This is a genomic window from Streptoverticillium olivoreticuli subsp. olivoreticuli (assembly GCF_003391135.1).
Classification (GTDB): Bacteria; Actinomycetota; Actinomycetes; order Streptomycetales; family Streptomycetaceae; genus Streptomyces; species Streptomyces blastmyceticus.
On sequence record NZ_CP031455.1, the window covers coordinates 6,867,154 to 6,880,118 of the forward strand.

Consider the following 12,965-nt stretch of genomic DNA (forward strand, 5'->3'; position numbering starts at 1 on the left):
CAAGGAGGGAGCCACCGATGATTTTGCTCCGTCGCCTGCTGGGTGACGTGCTGCGTCGGCAGCGCCAGCGCCAGGGCCGCACTCTGCGCGAGGTCTCCTCTTCCGCCCGGGTCTCGCTCGGTTACCTCTCCGAGGTCGAGCGGGGGCAGAAAGAGGCGTCCTCCGAGCTTCTCTCCGCAATCTGCGACGCTCTGGACGTACGGATGTCCGAGGTCATGCGCGAGGTGAGTGACGAATTGTCGCTCGCCGAGCTGGCGCAGTCGGCGGCGGCGAGTGAGCCGGTACCCGCGCCGATGCGGCCGATGTTCAATTCGGTGTCCGTGACGTCCGTGACGGGCGTACCGGGAGAGCGTGTGACGATCAAGGCTCCCGCGGAGGCCGTGGACGTGGTCGCGGCCTGAGGGAGTACGGGACGGCGTTCGTTCCGCCAGCGTTTGTTTTCCATCGGGGATCCCGGTCAGAAGCCTGACCGGGATCTTCGCGTTTCCGGCCCCGTCGGGACCTTTGTGCGATGGTGGGGAAACGGGTAGCAAACCGATCAGAGCGGACAGTTTTCCCAGCCCGAACAGGAGAAGCGGATGTCTGTGGTGAAGAGCCCGCTGACCGAGCAGGACCGGAAGACCGTGGGCGACGCCCTCCAGGGCGCCCTGGTCGACCTGGTGGACCTCTCCCTCGTGGCCAAGCAGGTCCACTGGACCGTGGTGGGCCCGCGCTTCCGCTCGGTCCACCTCCAGCTGGACGAGGTCGTCGCCAGCGCCCGCCTGCACGCCGACACCGTCGCCGAGCGCGCCTCGGCACTGGGCGTGGCACCGGACGGGCGAGCGGGCACCGTCGCCAAGACCAGCGGCATCGCCCCGGTGGGCGACGGCTGGAACAAGGACACCGCGGCGGTGCAGACCCTGGTCGACGCCCTGCACGCCGTGATCACCCGGATGCGGGAGCGCATCACGGCCACGGGGGACCCGGATCCGGTCACCCAGGACATCCTCATCGGACTGACCGGGGACCTGGAGAAGCACCACTGGATGTTCCAGGCGGAGAACGCCTGAGCGGGCCCGGCGCCGCCTCCTCCGGCTCGCGGAAAGGCGCGTCGCGACTCCGGTGGCGTGCGCCGCGCGGTCGCGCTCTCCTTGAGGGCATGGACGAGCACCCCGTGACGCGCCTCACGAACGAGCTGATCGTGGTGTCGGAGCTCGACCGGACGACGGCCGGTGCCTTCGTCCGGCTGGTGTACCAGGAGGGCGTCCACGAGGGTGAGCAGCGGCTGATCGCCGAGCTGCACCAGCGGGACCGCCGGATCACGGAGCTGGAGCGGGAGCTGGACCGGCTCCGCGGCACATCGCCCGGCTGACGGGCCCGCCGTCCAGGGCGCGTACGGGAACGACGCACGCCGCTGCCGCCGCCCGGTGCGCTCTCCCCGGCCCCTGGAAGCCGGTCTACCGTCGCCCGAAGGAGGCAGCCATGGTCCGGCATGACTTCTGGGGCGGGATACGGCGTGGCGCCCGGAGAGGGCGCGGGGCGCGAGGGCCGGCCGGCTGGGTGGCCGCGGTGGTGCTCGGCGGGGTGTGGTGGTGCGCCGCGCTCCGGCTGCTCGCACAGCCGGAGCGGTCCGGGCCGGTGGAGGGGCTGGTCGTCGCGGGCGGCTGGGGGCTGAGCCTGCTGCCCGTGCACTGCGTGCCCTGGACCCGCCGCCCGGCCCGGGGCCGGGCGTGGACACGGCGGACGGCCGCCCGGATATGGCGCGGCGGCGGGGGAGTACGGGGCCGCTGACGCAGGCCGGCCCCCTCACTCGTTCGGGTCAATGCCCGGGGCCGGCTGGCAGCGCGGACACCAGTAGGCGGGGCGCTCCTGCCCGGGCTGCCCCTGACCGGCGGAGCGCAGGAGCGTGCCACAGCGGCGGCAGGGCCGGTCGGCCCGCCCGTACACCCACAGCTGGTGGCCGGGGCGGGGGTCGGCGGTGGTGATGCGCGCGGGCCTGGCCTTGTTGGCCTCCAGGAACCTCTTCGCGAGCGTCGTCAGCCGCTCCGGCCCGGGGACGCGTGAGACCGGCAGCCACGGGGAGATCCTGAGGGCGAAGCACAGCTCGGACTTGTAGACATTGCCGATCCCGGCGAGGTTGCGCTGGTCGAGCAGGGCCTCGCCGACGGGGCGCCCGGGGTCGGCGAGCAGTCGGCGCAGTGCCTCCTGGGGGTCCCAGTCGGGGCCCAGGAGATCCGGGCCGAGGTGGCCGACGGCCGTGGACTCGTCGGCAGTGCGCAGCAGTTCCAGGACGGGGAGCCGGTAGCCCACCGCCGTGCGGTCGGCGTTGGCCAGCACGGCGCGGATCTGGTGCTGCGGGCCGCCGTGCCAGTGCTCCCCGGGGGCGAAGACCCGCCACGCGCCGTCCATCTTCAGGTGCGAATGGAGGGTGAGGCCGCCCTCGACACGGGTGAGCAGGTGCTTGCCGCGCGGGACGACCTCGGCGACGCGGCGGCCGGTGAGGTCGACGGTGGCGAGCTTGGGCACGCGCAGGTCGCAGCGGGTGAGCGGACGATCCGCGAGGGCGCGGTGCAGGGCGTGGGCGGTGCGCCAGACCGTATCTCCTTCGGGCATGCCGCCATGATGCCGTCACGCTCCCCGACCGGGCGTGCGGCGGCCCGGTCAGGGAGCGCGCAATCGCAGACCGCGGGGTGTGGCGTGGAAGCCCGCGGCCTCCAGCAGCGCCCCCAAGGGGGAGGAGAGCGCCGGTGAGCCGTTGACCCGCTCGACGGTGACCGTGCCCAGCGCGCCCGCGCGTGCCGCTCCGGCCAGGGCCGCCGCCGCTTCGGCGAGCCCCACGTCGTCGGGGCCCGCCGAAGCGGCGCCTTCCTCCTGGGGCCACATCAGCAAGGTCTTGCCGCCGCGCTCCACATAGAGCGCCAGCGCCCCGTCGACGAGCACCACCAGCGAACCGGCCTTGCGCCCGGGCTTGTGGGTCGAGCCGGTGGGCGGCTCGGGCCAGGGGAGCGCGGCGCCGTACGCGTTGGCCGGGTCGGCGGCGGCGAGGACGACCGCACGGCGGCGGGCGCTCCCGCGCGCGGGAGCCGCGTCGCCCCACGGGGCCTCGGGGGTGTCACCGCCCGCCCGCTCGCGCGCCGTGCTCACGGCCCGCAGCCGGTCGACCGCGCCCTCCATGGCGAACTGCGCGGCGCCCAGGCCCTCGACCACATAGCCGCGCCGGGCCTGCCCGCTCTCCTCGAAGGCGGACAGCACGCGATAGGCGGCGGAGAAACCGCCCTCCACGCCTTCGGCCGCCACCGCTCCCCGCGTCACCACACCGTGCCGGTCGAGGAGCGTACGGGCCAGGGCGTGGGCCCGGTGCGTCGGATCCGGCTCGTGCGGGGGCAGCAGGGACCAGCGGCCCGCGACCGTGGGCGGCCCGCCGCGCGATGCCGTGGGGGCCGTCGCGAGGCCCACCCGGCCGGTGAAGGAGCCGTAACGCCCGCGCGGGACGGCACGTCTGGCGCGGTGCGCGGTGGAACCCGCCGTCCTGCCCGACCCCAGGAGCGCGCGGAGCGGGGCGAGGGTGTCGTTGGTGAGCCGGCCGGACCAGGCCAGATCCCACACGGCGTCGGCGATCTGTGGGTCCGTGACGCCCGGATCCACCGCCCGCACCCGGTCGGCGATCTGACGGAAGAACAGGCCGTAGCCACCCGACAGGGCGTCGAGCACGGCCCGGTGCAGCGGGGAGAGCTCCAGCGGATGCGGCGCCGGGAGCAGCAGCGGGGCCGCGTCCGCGAGCAGCAGCGAGACCCAGCCGTCCTTGCCCGGCAGGGCGCCCGCACCGGCCCACACGACCTCACCGGCGGCGGTGAGCTCGTCGAGCATCGTCGGGGAGAAGTCCGCCACCCGGGCGGGCAGCACCAGCTTCTCCAGGGCGGAGGCCGGCACCGGCGCGCCCTGCAACTGCTCGACGGCGCGCGCCAGTCCGTCGATACCGCGCAGGCTGTGTGTGCCGACGTGCTGCCACTGCGGCAGGAAGGCGGCCAGCGCCCGGGGCGGCACCGGCTCCAGCTCCTGCCGGAGCGCGGCCAGCGAGCGGCGCCGCAGCCGCCGCAGGACCGTGGCGTCGCACCACTCCTGGCCGATGCCGGAGGGGTGGAACTCGCCTTGGACGACGCGGCCGTTCGCGGCGAGCCGCTGCAGGGCGCCGTCGGTCACGGCAGGGCCGAGACCGAAGCGCGCGGCCGCCTGCGCGGAGGTGAACGGGCCGTGCGTGCGGGCGAAGCGGGCGAGGAGGTCCCCGAGGGGATCCTTCACCGGCTCCGTGAACGCCTCGGGCACGCCGACCGGCAGCGCCGTGCCCAGCGCGTCCCGCAGCCGGCCGGCGTCCTCGACGGCCGCCCAGTGGTCCTTGGAGGCGATCCGGACGCGGATGGCCCGGCGCGCGGCCGCCAGCTCCTCCGGCCACCGCGGGTCGGCGCCCCGCTCGGCCAGCTCGGCCCCCGTGAGCGGGCCGAGGACGCGCAGCAGGTCGGCGACGCCCTCGGCGTCCTTGGCCCGGCGGTCCTCGGTCAGCCACTGGAGCTCGCGCTCCAGCTCGGTGAGCACGTCCGCGTCGAGCAGCTCGCGCAGCTCGGCCTGGCCCAGCAGCTCCGCGAGCAGCCGTGAGTCGAGGGAGAGGGCCGCGGCCCGGCGCTCCGCGAGCGGGGAGTCGCCCTCGTAGAGGAACTGCGCCACGTAGCCGAACAGCAGCGAGCGGGCGAACGGCGAGGGCTCCGCGGTGGTCACCTCCACCAGCCGGACGCGCCGGGCCTCGATGTCGCCCATCAGCTCCGTCAGCCCCGGAACGTCGAAGACGTCCTGGAGGCACTCGCGGACGGCTTCGAGAATGATCGGGAACGAGCCGAACTCCCCGGCGACCTGGAGCAGCTGGGACGCCCGCTGGCGCTGCTGCCACAGCGGGGTGCGCCTGCCCGGGCTGCGGCGGGGCAGCAGCAGGGCGCGGGCGGCGCACTCGCGGAACCGGGCGGCGAACAGCGCGGAGCCGCCCACCTGATCGGTCACGACCTGGCCGACCTCGCCCTTGTCGAAGGTGACGTCGGCGGCGCCCACGGGGGACCGGTCGGCGTCGTACTCCGTGCCGCGCGGGGCCGGATCGGCGTCGAGCAGGCCCAGGTCCATCAGCTCGGCGTCCGGCAGGCGCAGCACGATGCCGTCGTCGGCGTGCATCACCTGGGCGTCCATGCCGTACCGCTCCGTCAGCCGCGCCCCCAGGGCCAGCGCCCAGGGAGCGTGGACCTGGGCGCCGAACGGGGAGTGGACGACGACCCGCCAGTCGCCCAGCTCGTCACGGAACCGCTCCACGACGATCGTCCGGTCGTCCGGCACGTGCCCACAGGCCGCGCGCTGCTCGGCGAGATAGGACAGGACGTTCTCCGCGGCCCAGGTGTCGAGGCCCGCCGCGGTGAGCCGCTCACGGGCGGCCTCGGGCGCCAGGCCGCCGACCTCGCGCAGGAACGCGCCCAGCGCGCGGCCCAGTTCGAGCGGGCGGCCCAGCTGGTCGCCCTTCCAGAACGGCAGCCGCCCGGGGACGCCCGGCGCGGGGCTCACCAGGACCCGGTCGCGGGTGATGTCCTCGATCCGCCAGGAGGTGGTGCCGAGGGTGAAGACGTCGCCCACCCGCGACTCGTACACCATCTCCTCGTCGAGCTCGCCGACGCGGCCGCCGCCCTTCTTGGGGTCCGCGCCCGCCAGGAAGACACCGAACAGACCGCGGTCGGGAATGGTGCCGCCCGAGGTGACGGCGAGCCGCTGCGCCCCGGGGCGACCGGTGACCGTACCCGCCACCCGGTCCCAGACCAGGCGGGGCCGCAACTCCGCGAAGGCGTCGGACGGATAGCGCCCGGCGAGCATGTCGAGCACCGCCGAGAAGGCGGACTCGGGCAGGGCGGAGAAGGGCGCCGCCCGCCGCACCACGGCCAGCAGCTCCGCCACGTCCCAGGTGTCCAGGGCCACCATGGCGACGATCTGCTGGGCCAGCACGTCCAGCGGGTTGGCGGGGACGCGCAGCGACTCGATGGCCCCCGTGCGCATCCGCTCCGTCACCACGGCCGCCTGCACCAGATCGCCCCGGTACTTGGGGAAGACGACGCCGGTGGAGACCGCGCCGACCTGGTGCCCGGCCCGGCCGACCCGTTGCAGCCCGGAGGCGACCGACGGCGGGGACTCGACCTGGACGACCAGGTCGACCGCGCCCATGTCGATGCCCAGCTCCAGGCTGGACGTGGCGACGACGGCCGGCAGACGGCCCGCCTTGAGGTCCTCCTCCACCAGCGCCCGCTGCTCCTTGGAGACCGAGCCGTGGTGCGCACGGGCGAGCACCGGGGGCGCGCCCTTGGCGGCGCCGGACTCGGCCATCAGCTCGGCCGGGGAGTGGTGCTCGGGCAGGGGCTCGCCCGTGGCGCGCTCGTAGGCGATCTCGTTGAGCCGGTTGCACAACCGCTCCGCCAGGCGGCGGGAGTTGGCGAAGACGATGGTCGAGCGGTGGGCCTGGACGAGGTCGGCGATCCGCTCCTCGACATGGGGCCAGATCGACGGCTTCTCCTTGCCGTCGCCGCCCTCCTGCACGGGCGAGCCGCCCAGCTCCCCGAGATCCTCCACCGGGACGACCACCGAAAGGTCGAACTCCTTGCCGGACGGCGGCTGGACGATCTCCACCTTGCGCTGCGGCGACAGATAGCGGGCCACCTCGTCGACCGGACGGACCGTCGCGGACAGGCCGATGCGGCGGGCGGGACGCGCGAGGAGGGTGTCGAGACGCTCCAGGGACAGGGCCAGGTGCGCGCCGCGCTTGGTGCCGGCGACGGCGTGGACCTCGTCCAGGATGACCGTCTCCACCCCCGTGAGGGCGTCCCGCGCGGCGGAGGTGAGCATCAGGAACAGCGACTCGGGAGTGGTGATCAGGATGTCCGGGGGCCTGGTGGCCATCGCCCGCCGCTCGGCGGCCGGGGTGTCGCCGGACCGGATGCCCACCCGGATCTCCGGCTCGGGCACGCCCAGCCGGACGGACTCCTGGCGGATGCCGGTGAGCGGACTGCGGAGATTGCGCTCGACGTCCACGGCGAGGGCCTTGAGCGGGGAGACATAGAGCACCCGGCAGCGTTTCTTCGCCTCCGCGGGAGGCGGTGCGCTCGCCAGCCGGTCGAGGGAAGCGAGGAAGGCGGCCAGCGTCTTGCCGGAGCCCGTCGGGGCGACCACCAGCACGTCGGAACCCTCACCGATCGCCCGCCAGGCCCCGCTCTGCGCGGCCGTGGGCGCCGTGAACGCCCCCGTGAACCAGGCGCGGGTCGCGTGAGAGAACCCCGCAAGGGCCCCCGCAGGGTCGCCCGCCGCTTCGGCCGCCGGACCGGCCGCACTGTCGTCCGCCATGCACCCCATCGTGCACCGCACCACTGACAACGCCGCGGAATCGCAGCTCAGGGCAGGTGCGAGCGCCTCGGCGTCAGAGCGCCCGCCCGTAGGCGCGCAGGGTCAGCAGCGAGGAGATGGTCACCATCGGCCGGCACTCCAGCCCCGTGCCCGGTGCCCACTGGCGCCAGCGGACCGGCCAGCCGCCGTCCTCCTCCTGGGCGGTGGCGAGGAAGTCCAGCGACCGGTCCAGCTCCGTGTCGGTGAACCAGCGGCGGGCCAGGGAGCCGGGCGCCCGGGCGAAGTCGTACGGGAAGTGGTGCTCGCCCGGGGCGTAGCCGTCCGGCACGGGGTGGTCCGCCGTCCGCGAGGGGTCCAGGACGGCCAGCCGCTGCTCCCGCACCGCACGGCCCAGCCGCTCCGCGGCCGCCTCGGCGCGCGGCCGGTCGGGGGCACCGTCCAGGAAGGCCACGGCCGCCTCGACCTCGTACGGGTGGGTCCGCGCCCCGCTGCCCAGGGCCTCGACCGCGGCCCAGCAGAAGTCGGTTGCCCGGAACAGCCACGCGTGCCACACCTCGTTGCGGTGCAGCAGGCCCACCACGGGGCCGGTCGCGAGCAGATCGCTCGGAGGGTCGTCGACCACCGGGATCCACGGGGCTGCCGGATAACCGCGCAGCGAGGGGTGCAGCGCGGGCAGGGCGCCGTCCGGGGTGGAGACGGCCGTCAGATAGCGGCAGACGCGCTCGACCCGCCGGTCGCCGCAGCGGCCGATCTCGTCGAGCACGTGCAACGCGTGCGCGGTGTGCAGCGGCTGGCTCACCGGCCCGCGCAGGTCGGGCTCCAGGGCGTAGCCGTACCCCCCGTCGGCCCCCAGGTAGGCCGTCAGGGCGGCCTCGACGGCGTCGGGTCCGCCGTCCAGGAAGTGGAACGCGAATCTGCGTTGTTCGAGGACGCGGGCGGTCAGCCACATGAACTGCTCGGCACGGACTACGGGGGATGCTCCGGATCGGGCCATGCACCGACCGTAGGACGGAATGCGCCGCCGGTCAGCGGCTCGTGCCCGGCAGCACTCTCAGGGGCGGGATACTGGTCGCATGCGGTTGACGGTCTTCTGGCAGCGGATGGCGGATTATTTCGGCGCGGCGTACGCCGACTCCTTCGCGCGCGATCATGTGATGTCCGAACTCGGCGGGAGGACCGTGCACGAGGCGCTCGACGCCGGCTGGAACGCCAAGGACGTCTGGCGCGGGGTGTGCAGGGCGCTGGAGATCCCCGACGACCGGCACTGACCACCCGGGGCGATTCATCCCATAGGCCACACTTGCCCCGTGGCAGCAGAAGACACCGCTCCGGAAGCGGACCCGCACCCCCGGCCCGACGCCGACGCCCGCATGCCGCGCTGGCTGCCCCGGGCGATGGTGGTGGCGCTCGCCCTCCTCGCCTGTTTCCAGCTGGCGAGCTGGGCCTTCCACCAGCTCGTCGGCCTGCTGATCAACATCCTGATCGCGTTCTTCCTCGCCCTGGCGATCGAGCCGGCCGTGGCCCGGCTGTCCGCGCGCGGCATGCGGCGCGGGCTCGCGACGGGCCTGGTCCTCCTCGGGATCGCCGTGGCCGTCGCGGGCTTCTTCGCCCTGCTCGGCTCGATGCTCGCCGACCAGATCACGACCATGGTGGCGAACTTCCCCTCCTATGTGGACTCCGTGATCGGCTGGGTCAACCGGACGTTCCGCACCGACTTCTCCCGGGTCGAGATCCAGCAGAGCGTGCTGCACTCGGACTGGCTCCAGAAGTACGTGAAGAACAGCGCGGGCGGCGTGCTGGACGTCTCCGCCACCGTCCTCGGCGGACTGTTCCAGCTGCTGACCGTGGTGCTGTTCTCGTTCTACTTCGCGGCCGACGGGCCCCGGCTGCGCCGTGCCCTGTGCTCCGTCCTGCCGCCGAACCGGCAGGCGGAAGTGCTGCGCGCCTGGGAGCTCGCGGTGGCGAAGACCGGCGGGTATCTCTACTCGCGCGCCCTGATGGCACTGATCTCCGGCATCGCGCACTACGTCCTGCTGGAGATCCTGGGCGTGCCCTACGCCCCGGCGCTCGCGATCTGGGTGGGCTTCGTCTCCCAGTTCATCCCCACCATCGGCACCTACCTGGCGGGTGCGCTGCCGATGCTGATCGCCTTCACCGTGGACCCCTGGTACGCGGTCTGGGTGCTCGGCTTCGTGGTGGTCTATCAGCAATTCGAGAACTATGTGCTCCAGCCCCGCATCACCGCCAGGACCGTGGACATCCACCCGGCCGTCGCCTTCGGCTCGGTGATCGCGGGCACCGCGCTGCTCGGCGCGGTGGGCGCGCTGATCGCCATCCCGGCGACCGCCACGCTCCAGGGTTTCCTGGGGGCCTACGTGAAGCGGTACGACGTCGCCGACGACCCGCGGGTGCACGGCCGGCGCCCGGACGACGGGCCGCGTTCCTCGGCCCTGGCCCGGCTCCTGCGGGCGCTGCGCGAGCGGTGATCGGGGGCGGCGTGGTGCGCTTGACACCAAAATCGAACATCCATTCTCATGGGTGTTCCGGGCCTTCTGGGAGGCGAGTTATCCACAGGCCAGGGGGGACGCCCGGGCCCATTGTCAGTGGCAGGCGTTAGCGTCGTTGACGTGAAGCGATCGACTCAAGCAAACCGGGTGGAACCCATGGCAGGCACCGACCGCGAGAAGGCGCTGGACGCCGCGCTCGCACAGATTGAACGGCAATTCGGCAAGGGCGCCGTGATGCGCCTCGGCGACCGGCCGAACGACCCCATCGAGGTCATCCCCACCGGGTCGACCGCACTCGACGTCGCCCTCGGCGTCGGCGGGCTGCCCCGCGGCCGCGTCGTGGAGGTGTACGGACCGGAGTCCTCCGGTAAGACCACCCTCACCCTGCACGCCGTGGCCAACGCCCAGAAGGCGGGCGGCACCGTCGCCTTCGTCGACGCGGAGCACGCGCTCGACCCGGAGTACGCGAAGGCGCTGGGCGTCGACACCGACAACCTCATCCTCTCCCAGCCGGACACCGGCGAGCAGGCGCTGGAAATTGTGGACATGCTGGTCCGCTCCGGCGCCCTCGACCTGATCGTCATCGACTCCGTCGCCGCGCTCGTGCCGCGTGCGGAGATCGAGGGCGAGATGGGCGACTCCCACGTCGGCCTCCAGGCGCGACTGATGAGCCAGGCGCTCCGCAAGATCACCAGCGCGCTCAACCAGTCCAAGACCACCGCGATCTTCATCAACCAGCTCCGCGAGAAGATCGGCGTCATGTTCGGCTCGCCGGAGACGACGACCGGTGGCCGGGCCCTGAAGTTCTACGCCTCGGTGCGTCTGGACATCCGCCGCATCGAGACCCTCAAGGACGGCACGGAGGCCGTCGGCAACCGCACCCGCGTCAAGGTCGTCAAGAACAAGGTCGCGCCGCCCTTCAAGCAGGCCGAGTTCGACATCCTCTACGGCCAGGGCATCAGCCGCGAGGGCGGCCTGATCGACATGGGCGTGGAGCACGGCTTCGTCCGCAAGGCCGGCGCCTGGTACACGTACGAGGGCGACCAGCTCGGCCAGGGCAAGGAGAACGCCCGCAACTTCCTCAAGGACAACCCCGACCTCGCCAACGAGATCGAGAGGAAGATCAAGGAGAAGCTGGGCGTCGGCCCGAAGACCGAGACTCCGGCGGGCGAGCCCGGCGTGGACGCGGCGGGTGCGGGCGAGCCGGCCAAGTCGGTCCCGGCCCCGGCGAAGTCCACGGGCAAGGCGGCCAAGGCCACGGCTGCCAAGAGCTGATCCCGTGACACGGCGATCGGAATACCCCCGGCCGGAGGCCGAGGGCCCGCCGGAGACGGGTGCGCACGACCGGACCTGTGGTGATGCCCCCTCCTCGTCGAGGGCCGGGGGTGGGACACCACCACGGCCGGAGGAGCAGGCGCGGGCGATCTGTCTGCGCCTGCTCACCGGATCCCCGCGCACCCGCAAGCAGCTCGCGGACGCGCTCGCCAAGCGGGGGATCCCGGCCGAGGTGGCGGAAGAGGTCCTGGCCCGCTTCGAGGACGTGGGCCTGATCGACGACGCGGCCTTCGCCGACGCGTGGGTGGAGTCCCGGCACCACGGCCGGGGGCTCGCCCGCCGGGCCCTGGCGCGCGAGCTGCGCACCAAGGGGGTCGACTCCGCGGTGATCGACGAAGCGGTCGGGCAGCTGGACTCCGACCAGGAGGAGCACACGGCGCGTGAGCTGGTCCGGCGCAAGCTGCGGGCCACCCGCGGCCTGGACCGGGAGAAGCGGCTGCGCCGCCTCGCCGGGATGCTGGCCCGCAAGGGCTATGCGGAGGGCCTTGCCCTGCGCGTGGTGCGCCAGGCCCTGGAGGAGGAAGGCGAGGAAGCGGAGCTGCTGGACCACTGGCTGCCGGACGCCTGAGCCGGTGGCGCCCTAAGCGCCGGCAGCGTCCGGGTCCGGCCGCCCCGGTCCGGCCCCGCGGCGTCAGCGGCGCACCGGGAGTCCCGCCGCCCGCCAGGCCTGGAAGCCTCCGATCAGGTCCGTGGCGTGGCGCAGCCCCAGCAGGCGCAGGGACGCCGCGGCGAGGCTGGAGGCGTAGCCCTCGTTGCAGAGCACGACCACGCGCAGGTCGTGCCCGGTGGCCTCCGTCGCCCGGTGTTCGCTCAACGGGTCGAGCCGCCACTCCAGTTCATTGCGCTCCACGACGAGCGCCCCGGGGACGAGCCCGTCCCGCTCCCGCAGCGCCGCATAGCGGATGTCGACCAGCAGCCCGCCCCCGGCCTGGACCGCGGCCGCCTCCGCCGGGCCGAGGCGGTTCAGCTCCGCACGGGCGGCGGCCAGCAGTTCCTCGACCCTCATGCCCACTCCTGCGGCCACTCGACCTGCTCCAGCCGCAGCACCTGTCCCGTACGGCTGTAGCGCCGCATCATCGGGAGCGGCGGGTGGTAGGCGTGCACGGAGACCGCGTGCCCGGTCCGCGACGCGTTGGACACCTGGTGCACATGGTGCGGGCCGAAGGCCCGGCCCTGACCCTCGGAGAGCTGCTGTTCGCGGTCGACGCCGTCCGCCAGTTCCAGCACCTTCCAGCCCTCCGTGGGCAGTTGGGCGGCGAGCGACTGCTCGGTCAGCAGGCCCGCGGCCGTCGCGAAGGCGCCGTGCGAACCGCCGTGGTCGTGCCAGCCGGTCCCGGACCCCGGCGGCCAGCCGATCAGCCACGCCTCGCTGCCGCCCGGGCCCGACAGCCGCATCCATGTGCGGCCCTCGGGATCGAGCGGGAGAGAGGCGACCAGCGCGGTGTCGGCGGCCGTGCTGCGGGCGAAGTCGAGGAGTTCGGCCCCGGAGGGCGCCGCGGACGGGTTCGCGGGAGAGGTGACGGCCGACCGGTGCCGGGCTGAGGGCACAGGTACGGGCAGGGGAAGAAACACAGGGGACCGTCCTGAGTGATCGCGAAGGTGCGCGCGGCGGCACTCGGCGCGGCCACGCGAAGGGGAAGCGGATCAGCAGGACGGACGACAGACGCAGCCCGCATAGCGGACGAGGTCGAGATGGACCCTCCGCCAGAAACGCACGCCGCTGTCAGTCACGTT

14 protein-coding genes are annotated in these 12,965 nt (G+C 73.7%); 8 read left to right on the forward strand and 6 right to left on the reverse strand.

Annotation, left to right across the window (positions count from 1 at the left end):
* Window positions 1-17 precede the first annotated feature (17 nt).
* From DXZ73_RS30530 to DXZ73_RS30545, 4 genes are all read left to right on the forward strand, one after another.
* Complete coding sequence (locus DXZ73_RS30530) at window positions 18-401, forward strand: helix-turn-helix domain-containing protein (RefSeq protein WP_086566431.1); 384 nt, start codon at window positions 18-20, stop codon at window positions 399-401.
* Between the two features lie 177 nt (window positions 402-578).
* On the forward strand, window positions 579-1,049 hold the full coding sequence (locus DXZ73_RS30535) for a Dps family protein (RefSeq protein WP_116214212.1): 471 nt from the start codon (window positions 579-581) through the stop codon (window positions 1,047-1,049).
* A gap of 89 nt (window positions 1,050-1,138) precedes the next feature.
* Window positions 1,139-1,351: a hypothetical protein gene (locus tag DXZ73_RS30540; RefSeq protein WP_116214213.1), complete on the forward strand. Its 213-nt coding sequence runs from the start codon at window positions 1,139-1,141 to the stop codon at window positions 1,349-1,351.
* Between the two features lie 110 nt (window positions 1,352-1,461).
* A complete protein-coding gene (locus DXZ73_RS30545) occupies window positions 1,462-1,770 on the forward strand; it encodes a hypothetical protein (RefSeq protein WP_240351550.1) in 309 nt (102 codons plus the stop codon).
* Between the two features lie 15 nt (window positions 1,771-1,785).
* Here the strand turns inward: DXZ73_RS30545 and DXZ73_RS30550 are convergent, their stop codons facing one another.
* The 3 genes from DXZ73_RS30550 to DXZ73_RS30560 all read right to left on the reverse strand — a co-directional run bounded on the left by DXZ73_RS30550 (window position 1,786) and on the right by DXZ73_RS30560 (window position 8,383).
* The gene (locus tag DXZ73_RS30550; RefSeq protein WP_116214214.1) at window positions 1,786-2,592 is read right to left on the reverse strand and encodes a DNA-formamidopyrimidine glycosylase family protein; all 807 of its coding nucleotides are present in this window, start codon (window positions 2,590-2,592) and stop codon (window positions 1,786-1,788) included.
* Between the two features lie 48 nt (window positions 2,593-2,640).
* Window positions 2,641-7,389 carry an ATP-dependent helicase gene (locus DXZ73_RS30555; protein WP_116214215.1) on the reverse strand — a complete coding sequence of 1,583 codons (4,749 nt, stop codon included), beginning with the start codon at window positions 7,387-7,389 and terminating at the stop codon, window positions 2,641-2,643.
* Window positions 7,390-7,462: 73 nt separating this feature from the next.
* A complete protein-coding gene (locus DXZ73_RS30560; protein ID WP_116214216.1) occupies window positions 7,463-8,383 on the reverse strand; it encodes a hypothetical protein in 921 nt (306 codons plus the stop codon).
* 79 nt (window positions 8,384-8,462) lie between these two features.
* On the opposite strand from DXZ73_RS30560, the gene DXZ73_RS30565 reads away from it, so the two are divergent.
* The 4 genes from DXZ73_RS30565 to recX all read left to right on the forward strand — a co-directional run bounded on the left by DXZ73_RS30565 (window position 8,463) and on the right by recX (window position 11,799).
* Window positions 8,463-8,657 carry a DUF3046 domain-containing protein gene (locus DXZ73_RS30565; protein ID WP_116214217.1) on the forward strand — a complete coding sequence of 65 codons (195 nt, stop codon included), beginning with the start codon at window positions 8,463-8,465 and terminating at the stop codon, window positions 8,655-8,657.
* Window positions 8,658-8,759: 102 nt separating this feature from the next.
* On the forward strand, window positions 8,760-9,875 hold the full coding sequence (locus tag DXZ73_RS30570; protein ID WP_116214218.1) for an AI-2E family transporter: 1,116 nt from the start codon (window positions 8,760-8,762) through the stop codon (window positions 9,873-9,875).
* 177 nt (window positions 9,876-10,052) lie between these two features.
* Window positions 10,053-11,171 carry a recombinase RecA gene (recA, locus tag DXZ73_RS30575; protein WP_116214219.1) on the forward strand — a complete coding sequence of 373 codons (1,119 nt, stop codon included), beginning with the start codon at window positions 10,053-10,055 and terminating at the stop codon, window positions 11,169-11,171.
* Between the two features lie 4 nt (window positions 11,172-11,175).
* A complete protein-coding gene (gene recX / locus DXZ73_RS30580) occupies window positions 11,176-11,799 on the forward strand; it encodes a recombination regulator RecX (RefSeq protein WP_205519261.1) in 624 nt (207 codons plus the stop codon).
* 63 nt (window positions 11,800-11,862) lie between these two features.
* Here recX and DXZ73_RS30585 read toward each other — a convergent pair whose 3' ends face one another.
* The 3 genes from DXZ73_RS30585 to DXZ73_RS40665 all read right to left on the reverse strand — a co-directional run bounded on the left by DXZ73_RS30585 (window position 11,863) and on the right by DXZ73_RS40665 (window position 12,962).
* Window positions 11,863-12,237 (reverse strand): rhodanese-like domain-containing protein, encoded by a 375-nt coding sequence (locus tag DXZ73_RS30585; RefSeq protein ID WP_116214220.1) that lies wholly within the window; start codon window positions 12,235-12,237, stop codon window positions 11,863-11,865.
* The gene (locus DXZ73_RS30590) at window positions 12,234-12,779 is read right to left on the reverse strand and encodes a cysteine dioxygenase (protein WP_116214221.1); all 546 of its coding nucleotides are present in this window, start codon (window positions 12,777-12,779) and stop codon (window positions 12,234-12,236) included. Before DXZ73_RS30590 ends, DXZ73_RS30585 begins: the two co-directional genes overlap by 4 nt.
* A 96-nt stretch (window positions 12,780-12,875) precedes the next feature.
* Window positions 12,876-12,962 carry a putative leader peptide gene (locus DXZ73_RS40665; protein WP_361280649.1) on the reverse strand — a complete coding sequence of 29 codons (87 nt, stop codon included), beginning with the start codon at window positions 12,960-12,962 and terminating at the stop codon, window positions 12,876-12,878.
* Between the last annotated feature and the right edge of the window lie 3 nt (window positions 12,963-12,965).

What these genes read in the sequence shown, in the direction of transcription:
- DXZ73_RS30570 (WP_116214218.1), top strand. Translation starts at nt 8,760, where the DNA reads ATGCCGCGCTGGCTGCCCCGGGCGATGGTGGTGGCGCTCGCCCTCCTC.
- DXZ73_RS30535 (WP_116214212.1), top strand. Translation starts at nt 579, where the DNA reads ATGTCTGTGGTGAAGAGCCCGCTGACCGAGCAGGACCGGAAGACCGTG.
- DXZ73_RS30560 (WP_116214216.1), bottom strand. Translation starts at nt 8,383, where the DNA reads ATGGCCCGATCCGGAGCATCCCCCGTAGTCCGTGCCGAGCAGTTCATG.
- DXZ73_RS30545 (WP_240351550.1), top strand. Translation starts at nt 1,462, where the DNA reads ATGGTCCGGCATGACTTCTGGGGCGGGATACGGCGTGGCGCCCGGAGA.
- DXZ73_RS30555 (WP_116214215.1), bottom strand. Translation starts at nt 7,389, where the DNA reads ATGGCGGACGACAGTGCGGCCGGTCCGGCGGCCGAAGCGGCGGGCGAC.
- DXZ73_RS30585 (WP_116214220.1), bottom strand. Translation starts at nt 12,237, where the DNA reads ATGAGGGTCGAGGAACTGCTGGCCGCCGCCCGTGCGGAGCTGAACCGC.
- DXZ73_RS30530 (WP_086566431.1), top strand. Translation starts at nt 18, where the DNA reads ATGATTTTGCTCCGTCGCCTGCTGGGTGACGTGCTGCGTCGGCAGCGC.
- DXZ73_RS30565 (WP_116214217.1), top strand. Translation starts at nt 8,463, where the DNA reads ATGCGGTTGACGGTCTTCTGGCAGCGGATGGCGGATTATTTCGGCGCG.
- recA (WP_116214219.1), top strand. Translation starts at nt 10,053, where the DNA reads ATGGCAGGCACCGACCGCGAGAAGGCGCTGGACGCCGCGCTCGCACAG.
- DXZ73_RS30540 (WP_116214213.1), top strand. Translation starts at nt 1,139, where the DNA reads ATGGACGAGCACCCCGTGACGCGCCTCACGAACGAGCTGATCGTGGTG.
- DXZ73_RS30550 (WP_116214214.1), bottom strand. Translation starts at nt 2,592, where the DNA reads ATGCCCGAAGGAGATACGGTCTGGCGCACCGCCCACGCCCTGCACCGC.